Here is a 16504-nt window from a genome sequence, read left to right as displayed (position 1 = left end):
CTCTTAACTTCCTTTATTCACCACAAATTGCTGTGACAAACCTCGTGCGGTCTGATCTGCCTGCAAAATAGTTTCCAGATCATATGCAGGCTGATTATCCATCTGGTTCAGGACACTTTCAACCACCTGAGGAATTTGGGTAAATCTAATCTCTTGATTCAAGAAGGCAGCCACAGCAATCTCATTGGCTGCATTTAAAATCGTCGGTGCAATTCCGCCGCTCTGCATAGCTTGGCGGGCCAGCTTTAATGCAGGAAAACGTTCCACATCCGGCTCCTGAAAATTCAGCTGTGAATGTATAAATAGATCTAATGGTGCGATATGGGTACTGATTCGCTCAGGCCATGCCAAAGCATGTGCAATTGGCGTTCCCATATCCGGATTGCCCATTTGTGCCAAAGTCGATCCATCTACATATTGCACCATGGAATGAATAATACTCTGTGGATGCACAACGACTGTAACAAATTGTTCTTCAACTGCAAATAAATGGCAGGCTTCGATCAATTCCAGCCCTTTATTCATTAAAGTCGCTGAATCTACCGAAATTTTTTGCCCCATGGACCAGTTAGGATGTTTACAGGCCTGCACAGGTGTCACCTGCTCAAGCTCTTCCAGACTATGATTTAAAAATGGGCCGCCTGAGGCGGTCAGTAGAATCTGCTGTACGCCGAGTTTCGGCTGGCCATTGCGCTCTGCCTCAAAGTAGTTTTGCGGCAGACACTGGAAAATGGCATTATGCTCAGAGTCTACAGGCAGCAATAAGGCACCATGCTGACGCGCAGCCTGCATCATGATATCACCGGACATCACCAAGGCTTCTTTATTGGCCAGTAGAACGCGTTTAGCTGCTTTTACTGCTGCCAATGTCGGCAACAAACCTGCTGCACCAACAATTGCCGCCATCACGATATCCACCTCAGGATGTTCGGCAACTGCAATTAAACCGGCCTCATCCTGCAAAATCTCGATATCAGACAATCCCTGCTGCTCAAGCAGATGGGCAAGCTCATCTACCTTTTCAGAAGGCACCACAGCAACTTTGGGGTGATACTGCTGGCAGATTTCAGCCAGTTCAATCATACGACTTTGCGCTGTCACAGCGAAAACCGAGTAAGCTTCAGAGTGCTGCTGCAGAATCTTTAAAGTACTTTGACCAATGGAACCTGTAGCACCCAGTATACAAACAGCTTGTGACATTTATAAATTTACGCCAATAAGTTTTAAGATATAGATACCAGTTGCAAAAATTGGAGCTGCAGCCAGCAAAGAATCAATCCGGTCCAGCACACCGCCATGACCGGGCAGAATACGACCAGAATCCTTGATTCCGGCACGACGCTTGATCATGGATTCAAACAGATCACCCAAGACCGAACTAAAGACGGTTACGATAGATAAAATCAGAAATAGGCTGAGTTCGGCCCAAGTCATTTCCAGATATAAGGAAGCCACGGCGATTACGATCAGCATTGAAGTCACAATACCGCCATATAGCCCTTCGACAGACTTGTTCGGGCTGACATTCGGCGCAAGCTTTTTCTTGCCAAATTTACGCCCTACAAAATACGCCCCGCTATCTGCACCCCACACCAGCAGGAATAGGTACATCAACCACCAAGGTGAATTTTGCCAAACCGAGAAGATTGCCGTTACAGCTGCTGAAATTAAAATAATACCAAGACCTTGCAGACTGACATTGTACCAGCCGTCGTAATCAGGATAGGATTTCACCCAGTAGATGCTGAGCAGCCAGGTCATGATCGAAGCAGCCCATAATAATAAGGCAACATCCCAGTAATATAAGGCCAGTGCAGATAAGGCTGCGGTCATCAGACCATAACCCCATCCCACCGGCTTGATTACATTTTTAGATTTTCGCGGCATGAGCTTAAACCATTCATAGCCTGCAACCCCAGCAGCCACAACCATTAAGGCAAACATTGGATAATGTGATTTGGTAGCAAACATGCAGCTGATCACTACGGCTACCAACACCAATGCGGTTATAATCCGCTCAAACATGTTTAGTTCTCAAGTTTTTCCTGACAAATCTGTTCTGATGTTTTGCCGAAACGACGCTCACGCCCACCAAATACAGCCAGCGCATCATCAAATTCTTCTACAGTAAACTCAGGCCATAAAGTTTCAGTAAAATATAGCTCTGCATAAGCCGCCTGCCAGAGCAGGAAATTAGACAGACGGAAATCTCCACCTGTACGAATCAGCAAATCCACAGCAGGCAAATCACCTAAACAGACATATTGACCAAAGACATCAGCATCAATTGCATCAAGATTTAATTTATTTGTTAAAACATCTGCAGCAATCTGCTTCGCAGCGTGTGCCATATCCCACATACCGCCATAACTGATGGCAATGGTAAGTGTCATACTGTTGAAATTAGCAGTCCTTTGTTCAGCATGCAACATTAGTGATTGCAGTTCAGGAGATAAACGCGAGCGATCTCCTATAAAACGCAGTGCAATATTGAACTTTTCCATGCGAGGCAATTGCTCATGAATCGTATCTAGCAGCAGATTCATCAGCAATTCAACTTCATATTGAGGACGATTCCAGTTTTCGCTGGAAAATGCAAAGACAGTCAGCGCCTGAATATTTCTTTTTTTACAATGTTCTACAATCGGATCCAGAACCGTTTTTCCTTCACGGTGTCCATCACCTTTCTGCATCTGATTTTTTTTGGCAAAACGATTGTTGCCATCCATAATGATGGCAACATGTTTTGGAAGATGGGGGTTTTCTTCAGCAGTGGTCATTGATGAATTAAACCTTCATCAATTCAGCTTCTTTCGCAGCCAAGCGTTTATCTACTTCAGCAACAAATTTATCTGTAATTTTCTGGATGTCGTCAGATGCACGGCGCTCATCATCTTCAGAAATCTCTTTCTCTTTTAATAAGGCTTTAATATCACCCAATACATCACGGCGGATGTTGCGGATTGCAACCTTGGCATTTTCAGCTTCGTTACGTGCCACTTTTTGCATGTCACGACGTGTTTCTTCGGTTAAAGCGGCCATAGGTACACGGATTGCATCTGCCGTAATCGGGTTCAGACCCAGGTCTGATTCACGAATCGCTTTATCAATTGCAGATACCATTGAACGCTCAAATGGCTGAACCAGTAAAGTACGCGAGTCTTCAACACCTACGTTAGCAACCTGATTTAATGGCACATCAGAGCCATAGTAAGGAACCATAACACCGTTTAAAATAGATGGATGTGCACGACCTGTACGAACTTTTGCAAAACCATTTTCCAATGAGTCAAGTGACTTGTTCATACGCTCTTCTGCGTCTTTTTTAAGATCGTTAATCATATGATCTTCCTTACTTAATTCTAAAGAGATAAATGCTAAATTAGCGGCTAGTATAAATGGCTTCAGGACTCACGTCATTAATTCGTGACGTGAGTGCCCTCATTTTCACCCATCACAACGGACAATAAAGCACCAGACTTGTTCATATCGAAGACTTGTAGCGGCACATTGTGATCACGGCATAGACAAATGGCGGTCAAATCCATCACACCCAGCTTTTCATCCAGTACCTGATCGAAGGTCAATGTATTGTATTTTACTGCATCTTCATACTTGCTTGGATCTTTATTATAAACACCATCAACTTTAGTGGCTTTAAGAATCAGATTCGCTTCAATTTCAATACCGCGTAAGCAAGCTGCTGTATCCGTAGTAAAGAATGGGTTTCCTGTACCGGCAACAAATACACACACTTCACCGCGTGTCAGGTGACGGATAGCATCACGGCTAGAATAAGATTCTACAACTGTCCCAATTGGTAAAGCTGACAGTAAGCGTGTTTTGATATTACGGCGCACCAAGGCATCACGCAGGGCCAGACCGTTCATTACAGTCGCCAGCATCCCCATTTGATCGCCTGTTACCCGACCGACCAGACCGTCTTTTTGTAGCTGGCTACCACGATACAGGTTACCACCACCGACCACGATACCGACTTGAACACCCAAACCAACCAAATGGGCAATCGATAAAGACATCTGATCCAGGATCTGGGCATCAATCCCCATGTCTTTATTCCCTGCCAGTGCTTCACCAGAAAGCTTTAACAGGATACGACCAAATCGAGGTTTTTTAGAATCCAACATCTTCCAACTCCAAAGTATTCAATTCAAAATATTTTTAATTCAAAATCTTAAGCAGACTTGATCGAAATCAGCTTGGCAAACAGGTCATATTCGTCTGCATCAGTAATTTCAACCTCGAGCACATCACCCGCCTTAATCCTGTTTTTATCAATATCTTCTACAAAGACATTGCCATCAATTTCAGGGGCGTCGGCATAAGAGCGTGCAACGGCAACCGGGAATTCATCTTCCAGGTCATCAACCAGCACAGTCATGGTCTGACCAATACGCTTTTGTAGTTTTGCCGCGGAAATTTCCTGCTGTACCTGCATGAAACGTTCATAACGCTCCTGCTTGATTTCTTCCGGCACATGATCCGGCAAATCATTGGCCGTTGCACCTTCAACCGGTGAATAGGTAAAGCAGCCTACACGGTCCAGCTGCGCTTCTTTGAGCCATTTCAGTAATATCTGGAAGTCTTCTTCAGTTTCACCCGGGAAACCGACCACAAAGGTAGAGCGAATCACCAGCTCCGGACATTTTTCACGCCAGAGCTTTAAGCGCTCCAGTGTGTTTTCACTGTGCGCCGGACGTTTCATCAGCTTTAAAATACGCGGGCTGGCATGCTGGAATGGAATGTCCAGATAAGGCAGAATTTTACCTTGGGCCATCAGATCAATGACTGCATCGACGTGCGGATAAGGATAGACATAGTGCAGACGCACCCAGATGCCAAGCTGACCTAAAGCTTCGCACATGTCATAGAATTTGGTTTTAACCGGCTGACCGTTCCAGAAATCCAGCTTATATTTGGTATCGACGCCATAAGCCGAAGTGTCTTGAGAGATCACGAGTACTTCTTTAACACCGGCGCGTTTGAGTGCTGCTGCCTCTTCAAGTACGGAACCGACAGGACGGGAGACCAGATCACCACGCATGCTCGGAATAATACAGAAGGTACAACGGTGGTTACACCCTTCCGATATTTTTAAGTATGCATAATGTTTAGGAGTTAAGCGGATACCCTGCTCAGGCACCAGATCAATAAATGGATTGTGTTTTGGTGGTTCAGGCACATATTGATGAACCGCATCCATCACTTCTTCATAGGCTGCTGCACCTGTCACTTTCAGGACATTCGGATGCATTTGACGAATTTTGTCTTCGTCTTTACCCAGACAACCTGTTACGATGACACGACCATTCGCGCTCATCGCTTCACCGATTGCATCTAAAGACTCTTGTACTGCAGATTCAATAAAACCACAAGTATTTACAACAACTAAATCAGCACCGTCATAATCCGATGCGACATCATAACCTTCAGTCTTTAACTGAGTTAAAATTCGTTCGGAATCTACCAATGCCTTAGGACAACCTAAAGAAACAAAACCGACTTTGGGGGATTTCATGAATCTGCGCTCCACTAGAATGCGCGTATTGTATGACTTTTCTAATCATAAAAATAGTTGAAAAGCTGACTCTTTGCATCACGCACCAAAATAACGCTATAAAATAACCAACACAAATAGCAATGCACCAAAATGAATCATTTTTAGTTTACAGGCTGAATTTAATCCGTTATACCTGGATTTATTGATGTGCTTCTCGCGTATTTCGTGCATTTTCAGCCGGATTTTATAGAGTTTTAAAGTTGGCGTGCATCTTGCTTAATCCGCCTAACTCTTGAACTTTAAATTTTTTTATTGGGCTTTATGAAGATGCCATTGCGCCATTTTAAAACAGGGAAACAACTGCTAATGGATCAGCCTAATTCGATTGACTATCGTGTTTTGGTGGATAATATGACCACCGCTATTTTGCTGGTAGACCGCGATCTAAATATCTTTTATCTCAACTCGGCCTGCGAAGCCTTATTTGATATCAGTTTATTACGCGCATACGGCACGCCAGTCATGAATATCCTGCATGTACCCACCGATGAGTTTAATACTGAAGAAGCACTGCTCAATACCTTGAGAACAGCTCAACCTTATACACGCCGTGAAGCCACGCTAAATGTCAACTTTAAAGACATTCATGTGGACTATATGGTGTCACTCTTAAATGCCGGCAAGGACTATCACCCACTTCTGCTGATTGAGCTAAATCAGCGTGACCGTATGCTGAAAATCTCCCGTGAAGAAAACTTTAGTCAGCAGCATCAGGTTGCCCGCCTGCTCATTCGTGGAGTCGCCCATGAAATCAAGAATCCGCTGGGAGGAATTCGTGGTGCGACCCAGCTCTTGGCACGCAGCCTGAATGATCCGCAATATAAAGAATTTACTGACATTATTATCAGTGAGGTGGACCGGCTTAGAAATCTGGCCGATACCATGCTCGGTTCACGCCAGTTGCCGAGTTATCAAATGGTGAATGTACATGAACCACTTGAACGTGTCCGCGCGCTGATCGTAAACCAGACCAAGAAAAAAATTAAGATCATTCGTGATTATGACCTTTCTTTGCCTGAAGTTCTGGCAGACCGTGATCAATTGATTCAGGTCATGCTGAATATCTGTGCCAACGCCATTCAAGCCATAACGGAAAATAAAGATTTTTTCATCGAGCATCAGCCTGAGCTGATTTTAAGAACCCGGATTCAGCGCCTGATTACGATTAACGGTACGCTGCACCGTTCGGTGATCCGTATTGATATTGAAGATAACGGCCCTGGTGTTCCGGAAGATATTCTGGAATCGATCTTTTATCCGCTCGTTACCAGCCGTGCCAAAGGCACCGGACTTGGCCTCAGTATTGCTCAAAATATTATCCATCAGCACAACGGCATCATTGCCTGTCATTCCGCACCCGGAAAAACCATATTTAGCTTATATTTACCTTGGGAGTCAGACCATGCCACACAATAAAATATGGATCATTGATGATGATCGGACCATGCGCTGGGTGCTGGAAAAAACCTTCAAGGAAGAAGGCTTTGATGTCACCAGCTTTGAAGAGGCACAATCGGCTCTCGACCAGTTAAATAGTAATGCGCCTGACGTAATTTTAACCGATATCCGCATGCCCGGTATTGATGGCCTGACCTTTTTAAGCAAAGTCAAACATAAGTATCCTGACCTGCCTGTCATTATTATGACGGCGCACTCTGATCTGGAATCGGCAGTATCCAGTTATCAGACCGGCGCTTTTGAATATCTGCCAAAACCGTTTGATATTGATGAAGCACTGGCTTTGGTCAATCGTGCAATTTTACATCTGAGTAAATTACAGCAGCAGGAATCTGCCAGAACAGCACCAGCTATTCAGTCTACAGAAATTATTGGCGAATCACCGGCGATGCAGGAGGTCTTCCGTGCCATTGGCCGTTTATCCCAGTCGCATATTACGGTATTAATTAATGGTGAATCCGGTACCGGTAAAGAACTGGTCGCTCATGCCCTGCATCGTCATTCGCCGCGCAGTAATAAACCCTTCATTGCCCTGAATATGGCCGCGATTCCCAAAGACTTGATCGAAACCGAATTGTTTGGTCACGAAAAGGGAGCTTTTACCGGGGCAAATACACAACGTCAAGGCCGTTTTGAACAGGCCAATGAGGGTACCTTATTTTTAGATGAAATTGGCGATATGCCTTTTGAGACCCAGACCCGCCTACTGCGTGTTCTGGCCGATGGCGAGTTTTACCGTGTCGGTGGTCATATTCCGGTTAAAGTCGATGTGCGTATTGTCGCAGCCACCCATCAGGATCTGGAAAAACTGGTACAGGATGGACGTTTCCGCGAAGACTTATATCATCGCCTGAATGTCATTCGAATTCATATTCCAAAACTGGCTCATCGCAGTGAAGATATTCCAATGCTGGCACAGCACTTTTTGGCACTTGCTGGCAAAGAGTTAGGCGTTAACCCTAAAATCTTGCGCCCAGAGACTCAGGAATATATGCAAAAGCTCCCTTGGCAAGGGAATGTGCGTCAACTGGAAAACACCTGTCGCTGGCTCACCGTCATGATTACCGGTCGTGAGATCTATCCTCAAGACCTGCCACCAGAGTTAAAACAGATTCCTATCCAGCAGCAGGATGCAAGCGCTCTAATTCCGAATCCAAATCAGATTGCAGCCTCTCAGTGGGATGAATTACTTGGCCAGTGGGCTATTCAAAAACTCAAAAATGGCGAAATGAAATTACTGGATGTTGCCACCCCGATGTTTGAACGCACTCTGATTAATGCAGCCCTGCAACAAACCCGTGGCCGTAAACGTCATGCCGCAGAACTGCTAGGCTGGGGACGCAACACTCTCACCCGCAAACTCAAAGAACTTGGAATGGACAGTGCCGATGACGATGTTGAAGAAGAGGCTGAAACCTAATTATTCAGGTGTGTATTTCATCAATAGATTGCGCTGCAAGTTAAAACTGGACAGATGAGGCATAAAAGAAAGGAAATAGCGAGATTCTTGTCAAGTTTTATAACGAAATCCAAGAGAGTGTTAGCTCTATAAGCAAGAACAAAGCATCGCTGTGTTCACTGTGCAAGAAGACGAATATGTTTTTTGTTATCTCGTTATGAGCCATTCATTTAGAAAGACTAAATCTCTTGTCTCTTGCCTTATACCAACTAAGAAAATCTTACGAGATAGATCTTTAGTGTCGAAAACACAGACGAAATATCAATAGACCCTAAACTTAACCATAAAAAAGCGCCAACTAATTGGGCGCTTTTTTATTAATCTGATTTTTAAAGAATCAGGGAGCAATACCGATATAGCGGGAATATCCCTGTATCCCCAAATCTGATTTTAAAATCAGATAGTCTGGATAACGACTTACACTAATCTCGGCAAACATATTGACCAGATCATCATTGGCGTGCAGATCATCCACCGAACGCAGCATGGTCTGTTCAAATTCATCGGTAATATATTCAAAACCAATATCCATGGCGATAAATAAGGTATGTTCGCAAGGCTGGATATACTGCTCTTCTTGCCAGTTAATAATTTTCTGCTGACAATGTGGACAGGCAATATTATCAGTCGCTGCAATATCCAGCTGAATTAATTGATAGCTCATCTTTCATATTCAAATCTTATCTGAGCCTATCTTAGCAAAAAATAGTAGCCGAATAACAACCCGATACTATTTCCATCAAAGCAGTCCTAGTCTAATGGCGATCAGTAAATGGCACTCAAACTCCAAACATAAAAAATGCCAGTCAGTGCTTCAATGACTGGCATGAGATGATTAGCCTTCTTTTTTTCAGAAAAACCGTCTTAAATCAGGCTTTATCTCCTATCTTATAGCGAGACAGCACGGTTACAGCCACAGCAGAAATCACGACTGCTGGCAAACTTGCCCACAAAATACCGGTTGCACCCAAACCTAAAGCCAAGATCTTGCCGGACAGCAATGGACCAGTCATCGCACCCAAACGTCCAAGCGAGATTGCAGTACCCACCCCTGTGACTTTACCTGAACCGGTATAGAATATCGGGGAAATACCATACAGAATTGATTGTCCACCGGTTGAGAAAATCCCACCCATCAGTCCTGCCAAGATCAGCAATGGAATCACCTGACTGCTAAAGAGCAGGACCAATGCAATCGCCAGACCAACATAAATGATCATCGCGACTTGCCACAGCTTTAAGCGATCTAGCAAATAACCCAGACCCAAGGTACCAATCACCGCTCCCACCTGAAAGATCAGCATGATACTAAAAGCTTCCTGCTTGGATAAACCTTGTTCCATCAACAAGTTCGGTAACCAGCTAATCAGAATATAGTTAATCATCAAGGTAAAGAAAAAGCCAAACCATAGCGGTACGGTACGTTTATAGCGCTGCTCTTTAAAAAGTACATCTGTCATGGCCGGTACAGCAACATCCTGCTGCCCGGCTTGCTCGAACTGAGCCGTACGTGGTTTATCCTTCAGAATAAAAGCCATAAATGGAAGCAGGACCAAAGGTGTCAAGCCACCAATCAAGAATAGGGTTTGCCAGCTGATATCTTGAAAGCAGATAGCCAGACCCGCTACAAAAATCGCTCCTACAGGCAAACCGCAGTACATCAGACTATTTAACTTGCCACGGTTGGCTTCTGTCGCTTCATCTCCCACTACAGAAATCATGGTGGGCATCGCCGCACCTAAACCCAGTCCAGTTAGGAACCGTGCTACATATAAAACCTCAACACTCGGCGCAATCGCGGTAAGTGCGAAGAATATTCCAAAAATTGCCACAGATAACATCAAGACACATTTTTGCCCCAGATAGTCGGCAATACGGCCACCAAAAAAAGCCCCGAAGAGCATGCCGAAAACACCCAGACTGAACACATAGCCCATCTGCACCTGACCCAATACAAATGTTTCTGCAATTCCTTTTGCAGCAATTCCAGGTGCCTGCAAGTCAAAGCCTTCAAAAAATGCGACCCAAAAACACAAAAAAATCACCAGGAGTTTTTGTGTTTTCTCCTTTGGCGCCAACATCATGATTGATCTCCTTCAATAAAAGGCTCTGTCTATATTTAGCCTACTATTGAATTGTTCAGCGAATCGAGCTAAATAAACACCACTACAATAGTAGGATTTATGCTCGAGTCCTGAGCTTATTTAAGAAGAATAAGATCTAAAATCAATAACAACATGAGAAACACCAAATAAGCAAAAATATTAAATTTATACTTATCAATAATTTATAAAATTAGTAACTTATAACTATAGAATCATCATTTTAAATGATCATCTTCCCGATTCAATAAAAAAGCCCGCATTTAGCGGGCCTTTTTAATTCAAACGATTAAGCAGACTTCTTGGTTTGGGCATTCTTACGAATCGTAATCATCACCAACTGCACTGCTGCAGGTGTCACTCCCGGAATACGGCTCGCCTGACCTAACGTTTCAGGACCCACATCCTTCAGTTTCAGAGTAATTTCACGGGAAAGGCCCGAGACGGCGTCATAATCAAAGTCTGCAGGAATTCTGGTTTCCTCAAGACGCTTCATTTGTGCCACATCTTGATGCTGACGGTTGATATAACCTGCGTATTTCACCGCAATCTCGATCTGATCACCAACCTGCTGTGACACTTCAGAGCCAGTAAGTTCTGCGATTTGTGCAAAAGTAATATTCGGACGTTTCAGCAGATCAATCGCAGAACATTCTTTGGAAAGATCTGCACCTGTCATCTCTACGAATTTTTTACCCATCGGGTTATTTGGGGCTGCCCATAGATCTTGCAAACGCCCTGTTTCACTCTCGACAGCTTCCATTTTTTCACAATATGCTGCCCAGCGCTCATCATCTACCAGACCAAGTTCACGGCCAATTGGCGTTAAGCGCTGATCCGCATTGTCTTCGCGCAGCATCAAACGGTACTCTGCACGTGAAGTAAACATACGATACGGTTCTTTGGTTCCCAAAGTAATCAGGTCATCCACCAGGACTCCCATATACGCTTCATCACGTTTCGGGGTCCACTGCTCCTGGTCCCAGGCACGACGTGCAGCGTTCAAGCCTGCAAGCAGACCTTGCGCCCCCGCTTCTTCATAACCGGTAGTACCGTTAATTTGACCAGCAAAATACAGGTTGTTGATCGCTTTGGTTTCAAGCGTAAACTTCAAGGCTTGCGGATTAAAATAATCATATTCAATTGCATAACCTGGACGAAGAATATGCGCATTCTCCATACCACGGATTGAACGCACCAACTCAAACTGAACATCAAATGGCAATGACGTTGAAATACCATTTGGATAAAGCTCGTGTGTATCCAGTCCTTCTGGTTCCAGAAACACCTGATGCGAATCTTTGTCCGCAAAGCGGTGAATCTTATCTTCAATAGAAGGACAGTAACGTGGACCAACTCCCTCGATCACACCGGTATACATCGGAGAGCGGTCTAAACCACCACGGATAATCTCATGGGTTCTTTCATTTGTATGCGTAATCCAGCAATTTACCTGTTCAGGATGCATTGAAGCATCTCCCATGAACGACATGGTCGGTGACGGGAAATCGCCCGGCTGTGCTGTCATGACTGAGAAGTCAACAGAGCGTGCATCAATACGTGGGGGTGTTCCGGTCTTTAAGCGCCCTACAGGAAGTTGCAGCTCACGTAAACGATGTGCAAGAGAAATAGAAGGCGGATCACCCGCACGGCCACCACTCGACTTTTCCAGACCGACATGGATGATGCCACCCAGGAATGTACCCGCAGTCAGCACCACAGTTTTGGCATCAAAGCGAATGCCCATTTGGGTCACGACGCCTTTGACAGTATCGCCTTCAACAATCAGGTCATCTGCAGCTTGCTGGAAAATATCCAGATTCGCCTGGTTTTCCAAAGTCTCACGAATTGCAGCCTTGTAGCGTACACGATCCGCTTGCGCACGTGTGGCACGTACTGCTGCACCTTTACGTGAGTTTAAAATACGAAATTGAATACCACCTTTATCAGCAGCCAGCGCCATTGCTCCGCCCAAGGCATCAACTTCACGCACCAGATGCGACTTACCAATACCACCGATTGCCGGATTACAGCTCATCTGCCCTAAAGTCTCAATATTATGAGTCAAGAGTAAAGTCTGTCGCCCCATACGCGCCGCAGCCAGGGCCGCTTCCGTACCTGCGTGACCGCCACCGATAACAATGACATCGTAAACTTTAGGATAATGCATAGTGGTATATTGAGAGATAAAAAAGGATAGCTGAGTATTATAGCAAAATTTAGCCTAAATTTGACAGAACCCCCTGTAATTTATCTCCACACCATACTTTTTGAGTCCTGCTGAATATTGCAATGTAATCTTAACTTGCAGACTTTATATATAAATTAAACATTTAAGCTTAAAAAATTACTTGATTAACATTGCTTAATTTTGAGTATTTTTTAAGCTATTTATGTTGACATTACAACCAAAGGTATAAAAGATGAATAAGAATTTGTTTCTATCCGCTGCCCTCTGTAGTCTATGTCTCGCCCCGTTTGTGGCTTCAGCAAATGATAAGGTCGAGAAAGTTTATAATGCACAAAAATACCAACAGGTTTGTAAAGGCAAATCACAAGGTGCACCAGTCAGCTTTGCTTACCGCGGTATTATCTGGAATGGTACCTGTGAGCCACAATTTTTCCCATCTTCAGGCACTAGTTCTTTAAGAGGCGATGAACCGGAACTATATAATGCTTGTAGTACAGGCAATGTGACCTCAGTCACCATCAATGGTACTGAAATGCGTGGCAAATGTGCCTTAGGTTTTACCGTTCCTCATCCTCAGAACAATATGATGCAACAAAATCAAACGATGCCTGCAACCACTCCTCAGAGAGGGATGTAAGCTGCCCGAGTAACAGCTTAATTTAAATTCAACTCAAACGGGCAAACTGACTAGTTTTTGTCCGTTTTTTATTTTTTTGTTGCTTATTTGTATAGCTAAGATAAACTTCAAAACACTTAAAAAATGAATAATAAGAAGGAAACTTCATGGACTCGGGGTTTTTTAGTTTATTTTTGCCAATCACTCTGGCAATTATGATGATGGGGCTGGGACTGGAACTGACCTTCAAAGACTTTCTTAAGGTACTTCGCTATCCAAAAGTAATTTTTATTGCCTTGTTTTCTCAACTGGTGATTTTAACCAGCCTGGCATTTCTGATTTGTCTGGTTTTAAACTTGCCTCCTCTGCTGGCAGTCGGGTTGATGCTCCTGTCAGCGTCCCCTGGCGGCCCTACAGCGAATTTGTTCAGTTATTTATATAAGGGGGATGTTGCACTTAATATCACTTTAACTGCTTTCAATACTGTTATCTCCCTCTTTACTTTACCCTTTATTATTAATCTGTCATTACATTATTTTCTTGCTGATCAAAGCAGTATCAGCTTACCACCTGAAAAAATTATGCAGGTTTTTCTGATTACAATTATTCCGGTCATGATCGGCATGCTGGTACGGGCCAAACTCCCTCAACTGTCGATCAGTGCGCACCACACGATGCGCCTGCTCTCTGTGAGTTTTTTATGCATTTTATTTACCTTTGCCATTTTCAGGGAACGTTTCAACCTGATTGAATATTTTGCCAGCGTCGGTACCGCGACAGTATTACTCTGTTTTTCCAGCCTGTTTATCGGTTATTGTCTTCCCTTAATGATGAAGATTCCGGAAAGGATGGTGCGGGCCTGCACTTTTGAAATCGGCATTCATAACACGGCCATTGCCATGACCATTGCTATTTCGGTTTTAGACAATGTCACGATTGCTATCCCGGCCGGAATTTACAGTATTGTAATGTATGTTTTTGCCACGATTTTTGGCTGGATGATCAGTCGTCAAAAAGTAAATTATAGACCTAACCGTCACTTACCCAATTTGTAATTTTCTTGGCATGACCAGATTTAAGCTGTATGCTTTTTTCAAAGTAAATCAAAACGATTAGAATAATTTTACCAAGGAGTATGCAGATGGATTCTGGCATTATTACTATATTTTTACCCCTCGCTCTGGCGATTATTATGGTGGGTTTGGGGCTGGAGCTCACGCCCAAAGATTTTGCACGCGTGACCCAGCATCCCAAAGCCGTGCTGGTCGCCCTGTTCTGTCAGCTCGTACTGCTGGTTGGTATTGCCTTTGTACTGTGTAAGCTGCTGGCGCTTCCACCTCTACTTGCTGTTGGCCTAATGCTCCTGGCTGCTTCTCCCGGTGGGAGTACCGCCAACCTGTTTAGCTATCTATTCAAGGGAGACCTGGCCCTAAATATTACTCTCACTGCCATTAACTCAGTGATTGCGGCGCTGACCTTGCCATTGATTGTTAACTTTTCAATTATGCACTTCATGCAGGACAGCCAGCAAATCAGCTTACAGTTTGCAAAAATCCTGCAGGTCTTTGGCATTATTCTGCTTCCCGTCGGAATTGGCATGCTGATTCGCCGCTATTCTCCAGAACTGACCAAGAAACTGAATAAACCCCTGCGTATTTTTGCAGTCATTTTCCTGCTCCTGATTATCGCAGGGGCCATTTATAGTGAACGTAGCAATATTACTGAATACTTGGCTCAAGTGGGTCTGGCCGCTGTACTGTTCTGCATTTTCAGCCTGAGCATTGGTTATTTTGTTCCGCGTCTGATGAATATCAATACAGCTCAGGCTCGGGCCAGTGCATTTGAAATTGGCATTCATAATAGTACTTTAGCCATGACCATTGCGTTGACAGTCATGTCCAGTACGGCAGTCGCCATGCCAGCTGCCGTGTACTCGATCTTTATGTATATTTTTGCTGCCATCTTTGGTTTCTTGCTTAATCGCTTTGCACCCATTAGCCCTCGACCTGCCTTGTCTAGCGCGCAATAGTAAAAATGCATCCTTTAAACCCGGCTTAAGCTGTCAAGTTTTTGGGATGCAGCTCCATTTATGGCGCTCTTTTATTTTAGTGATAGCCTCACAAGATAGCAGCGCTCATTCCCAAGTTCCGTTACAATAGCTTTTTAAAACATGTAGAAAAGGTTAATTTCTGTGAAGTGGTTACAAATTCATATTACGGTTGATCAGGCTCAAGTTGATTTTACTGAAACCTTACTCAGCTCTCTGGGTGCAGTCAGTGTGACACTGGATGATGCCGAAAACCAAGATTTACTGGAACCACTTCCAGGTGAAACCCCACTTTGGAATAAAGTGATTGTAACTGGCATCTATGCACAGGAAGATGATGAAGAAATTGATGTCAGCGCTCTTGAAACATTTATTTGCCTGCAAATCCCGGATGCTCCAATGCGGCATGAGTTTTTAGAAGACCAGGCCTGGGAAAGAACCTGGATGGATGCCTATGCGCCGATTCAGATTGCAGAAAAATTCTGGATTGTACCGGAATGGATGCAAGCCCCCGAAGCTGATGCTGTCAATATCAAACTTGACCCAGGTCTGGCCTTTGGTACTGGAAACCATGCCTCGACTTTCCTTTGCTTGCAATGGCTCGGAAAAACTGATGTTAAAGACAAGATCGTCATTGACTATGGTTGCGGTTCAGGAATTTTGGCTGTCGCCGCCCTATTACTAGGTGCGAAAAAAGCATATGCCACTGATATCGATCCACAAGCTGTTCTGGCAACCCAACAAAATGCAGAACTGAATGGTGTACTCGACAAACTCTATGTGGGTCTGCCGGAAGAGTTCAATACAGAGCTGGGCGAGCAGAAAGCAGATGTGTTTGTAGCCAACATTCTGGCAGGGCCCCTAATGATGCTTGAGCCTGAGTTTGCAAATTTAGTCAAACCTGAGGCAGAGTTCGCACTTGCAGGTGTGATTGAAGAGCAAGTGACTGAAGTTACTAGCATTTACTCAAAACATTTTGATATATTAGAAGTCGAAAAACGTGATGAAAACTGGTGCCGAATTTCGGGGAAACGCCATAAAAATTAAAGA

General features: G+C 44.2%; 15 protein-coding genes. 6 read left to right on the top strand and 9 right to left on the bottom strand.

Annotation, left to right across the window (positions count from 1 at the left end):
• Window positions 1–3: 3 nt before the first annotated feature.
• The 6 genes from ispC to rimO form a co-directional block, all read right to left on the bottom strand.
• On the bottom strand, window positions 4–1200 hold the full coding sequence (gene ispC / locus NI467_RS08465; RefSeq protein WP_151203809.1) for a 1-deoxy-D-xylulose-5-phosphate reductoisomerase: 1197 nt from the start codon (window positions 1198–1200) through the stop codon (window positions 4–6).
• Window positions 1201–2025: a phosphatidate cytidylyltransferase gene (locus NI467_RS08460; protein WP_151203811.1), complete on the bottom strand. Its 825-nt coding sequence runs from the start codon at window positions 2023–2025 to the stop codon at window positions 1201–1203.
• Between the two features lie 2 nt (window positions 2026–2027).
• Entirely contained in the window at window positions 2028–2780 is a 753-nt protein-coding gene (gene uppS / locus NI467_RS08455) for a polyprenyl diphosphate synthase (RefSeq protein ID WP_151203813.1), read from the bottom strand.
• Window positions 2781–2787: 7 nt separating this feature from the next.
• Complete coding sequence (frr, locus tag NI467_RS08450) at window positions 2788–3342, bottom strand: ribosome recycling factor (protein ID WP_151203815.1); 555 nt, start codon at window positions 3340–3342, stop codon at window positions 2788–2790.
• A gap of 77 nt (window positions 3343–3419) precedes the next feature.
• Entirely contained in the window at window positions 3420–4148 is a 729-nt protein-coding gene (gene pyrH / locus NI467_RS08445) for a UMP kinase (protein WP_151203817.1), read from the bottom strand.
• A 47-nt stretch (window positions 4149–4195) separates the two neighbouring features.
• The gene (gene rimO / locus NI467_RS08440; RefSeq protein ID WP_253152267.1) at window positions 4196–5539 is read right to left on the bottom strand and encodes a 30S ribosomal protein S12 methylthiotransferase RimO; all 1344 of its coding nucleotides are present in this window, start codon (window positions 5537–5539) and stop codon (window positions 4196–4198) included.
• Between the two features lie 348 nt (window positions 5540–5887).
• Here rimO and glnL point away from each other — a divergent pair, with 348 nt between their 5' ends.
• On the top strand, window positions 5888–6997 hold the full coding sequence (glnL, locus tag NI467_RS08435; protein ID WP_151203821.1) for a nitrogen regulation protein NR(II): 1110 nt from the start codon (window positions 5888–5890) through the stop codon (window positions 6995–6997).
• Entirely contained in the window at window positions 6984–8459 is a 1476-nt protein-coding gene (gene glnG, locus NI467_RS08430) for a nitrogen regulation protein NR(I) (RefSeq protein WP_253152266.1), read from the top strand. The genes glnL and glnG overlap by 14 nt, the downstream gene beginning before the upstream one ends.
• Window positions 8460–8835: 376 nt before the next feature.
• Here the strand turns inward: glnG and NI467_RS08425 are convergent, their stop codons facing one another.
• The 3 genes from NI467_RS08425 to mnmG all read right to left on the bottom strand — a co-directional run bounded on the left by NI467_RS08425 (window position 8836) and on the right by mnmG (window position 12770).
• Window positions 8836–9162 carry a hypothetical protein gene (locus NI467_RS08425; protein WP_174659669.1) on the bottom strand — a complete coding sequence of 109 codons (327 nt, stop codon included), beginning with the start codon at window positions 9160–9162 and terminating at the stop codon, window positions 8836–8838.
• Window positions 9163–9367: 205 nt separating this feature from the next.
• Window positions 9368–10579, bottom strand: coding sequence for a 3-(3-hydroxy-phenyl)propionate transporter MhpT (gene mhpT / locus NI467_RS08420; RefSeq protein WP_253152304.1), 1212 nt, complete (start codon window positions 10577–10579; stop codon window positions 9368–9370).
• Between the two features lie 310 nt (window positions 10580–10889).
• Window positions 10890–12770 (bottom strand): tRNA uridine-5-carboxymethylaminomethyl(34) synthesis enzyme MnmG, encoded by a 1881-nt coding sequence (mnmG, locus tag NI467_RS08415; RefSeq protein ID WP_151203827.1) that lies wholly within the window; start codon window positions 12768–12770, stop codon window positions 10890–10892.
• Between the two features lie 253 nt (window positions 12771–13023).
• Here mnmG and NI467_RS08410 point away from each other — a divergent pair, with 253 nt between their 5' ends.
• From NI467_RS08410 to prmA, 4 genes are all read left to right on the top strand, one after another.
• Window positions 13024–13428 (top strand): hypothetical protein, encoded by a 405-nt coding sequence (locus NI467_RS08410; RefSeq protein ID WP_253152265.1) that lies wholly within the window; start codon window positions 13024–13026, stop codon window positions 13426–13428.
• Window positions 13429–13574: 146 nt separating this feature from the next.
• Window positions 13575–14462 carry a bile acid:sodium symporter family protein gene (locus NI467_RS08405; protein ID WP_253152264.1) on the top strand — a complete coding sequence of 296 codons (888 nt, stop codon included), beginning with the start codon at window positions 13575–13577 and terminating at the stop codon, window positions 14460–14462.
• Window positions 14463–14548: 86 nt separating this feature from the next.
• Window positions 14549–15436 carry a bile acid:sodium symporter family protein gene (locus NI467_RS08400; RefSeq protein WP_253152263.1) on the top strand — a complete coding sequence of 296 codons (888 nt, stop codon included), beginning with the start codon at window positions 14549–14551 and terminating at the stop codon, window positions 15434–15436.
• 162 nt (window positions 15437–15598) lie between these two features.
• A complete protein-coding gene (prmA, locus tag NI467_RS08395; protein ID WP_151205140.1) occupies window positions 15599–16501 on the top strand; it encodes a 50S ribosomal protein L11 methyltransferase in 903 nt (300 codons plus the stop codon).
• Window positions 16502–16504 lie beyond the last annotated feature (3 nt).

Origin of the sequence: Acinetobacter sp. S4397-1 (assembly GCF_024129285.1) — a bacterium.
Lineage (GTDB): Bacteria > Pseudomonadota > Gammaproteobacteria > Pseudomonadales > Moraxellaceae > Acinetobacter > Acinetobacter lwoffii_C.
This window is presented reverse-complemented; position numbering and strand designations above follow the sequence as displayed.

Coding starts and splice junctions, on each gene's coding strand:
- glnG (WP_253152266.1), top strand. CDS start 6,984: ATGCCACACAATAAAATATGGATCATTGATGATGATCGGACCATGCGC.
- rimO (WP_253152267.1), bottom strand. CDS start 5,539: ATGAAATCCCCCAAAGTCGGTTTTGTTTCTTTAGGTTGTCCTAAGGCA.
- NI467_RS08460 (WP_151203811.1), bottom strand. CDS start 2,025: ATGTTTGAGCGGATTATAACCGCATTGGTGTTGGTAGCCGTAGTGATC.
- mnmG (WP_151203827.1), bottom strand. CDS start 12,770: ATGCATTATCCTAAAGTTTACGATGTCATTGTTATCGGTGGCGGTCAC.
- ispC (WP_151203809.1), bottom strand. CDS start 1,200: ATGTCACAAGCTGTTTGTATACTGGGTGCTACAGGTTCCATTGGTCAA.
- frr (WP_151203815.1), bottom strand. CDS start 3,342: ATGATTAACGATCTTAAAAAAGACGCAGAAGAGCGTATGAACAAGTCA.
- mhpT (WP_253152304.1), bottom strand. CDS start 10,579: ATGTTGGCGCCAAAGGAGAAAACACAAAAACTCCTGGTGATTTTTTTG.
- glnL (WP_151203821.1), top strand. CDS start 5,888: ATGGATCAGCCTAATTCGATTGACTATCGTGTTTTGGTGGATAATATG.
- pyrH (WP_151203817.1), bottom strand. CDS start 4,148: ATGTTGGATTCTAAAAAACCTCGATTTGGTCGTATCCTGTTAAAGCTT.
- NI467_RS08400 (WP_253152263.1), top strand. CDS start 14,549: ATGGATTCTGGCATTATTACTATATTTTTACCCCTCGCTCTGGCGATT.
- NI467_RS08410 (WP_253152265.1), top strand. CDS start 13,024: ATGAATAAGAATTTGTTTCTATCCGCTGCCCTCTGTAGTCTATGTCTC.
- NI467_RS08405 (WP_253152264.1), top strand. CDS start 13,575: ATGGACTCGGGGTTTTTTAGTTTATTTTTGCCAATCACTCTGGCAATT.
- uppS (WP_151203813.1), bottom strand. CDS start 2,780: ATGACCACTGCTGAAGAAAACCCCCATCTTCCAAAACATGTTGCCATC.
- NI467_RS08425 (WP_174659669.1), bottom strand. CDS start 9,162: ATGAGCTATCAATTAATTCAGCTGGATATTGCAGCGACTGATAATATT.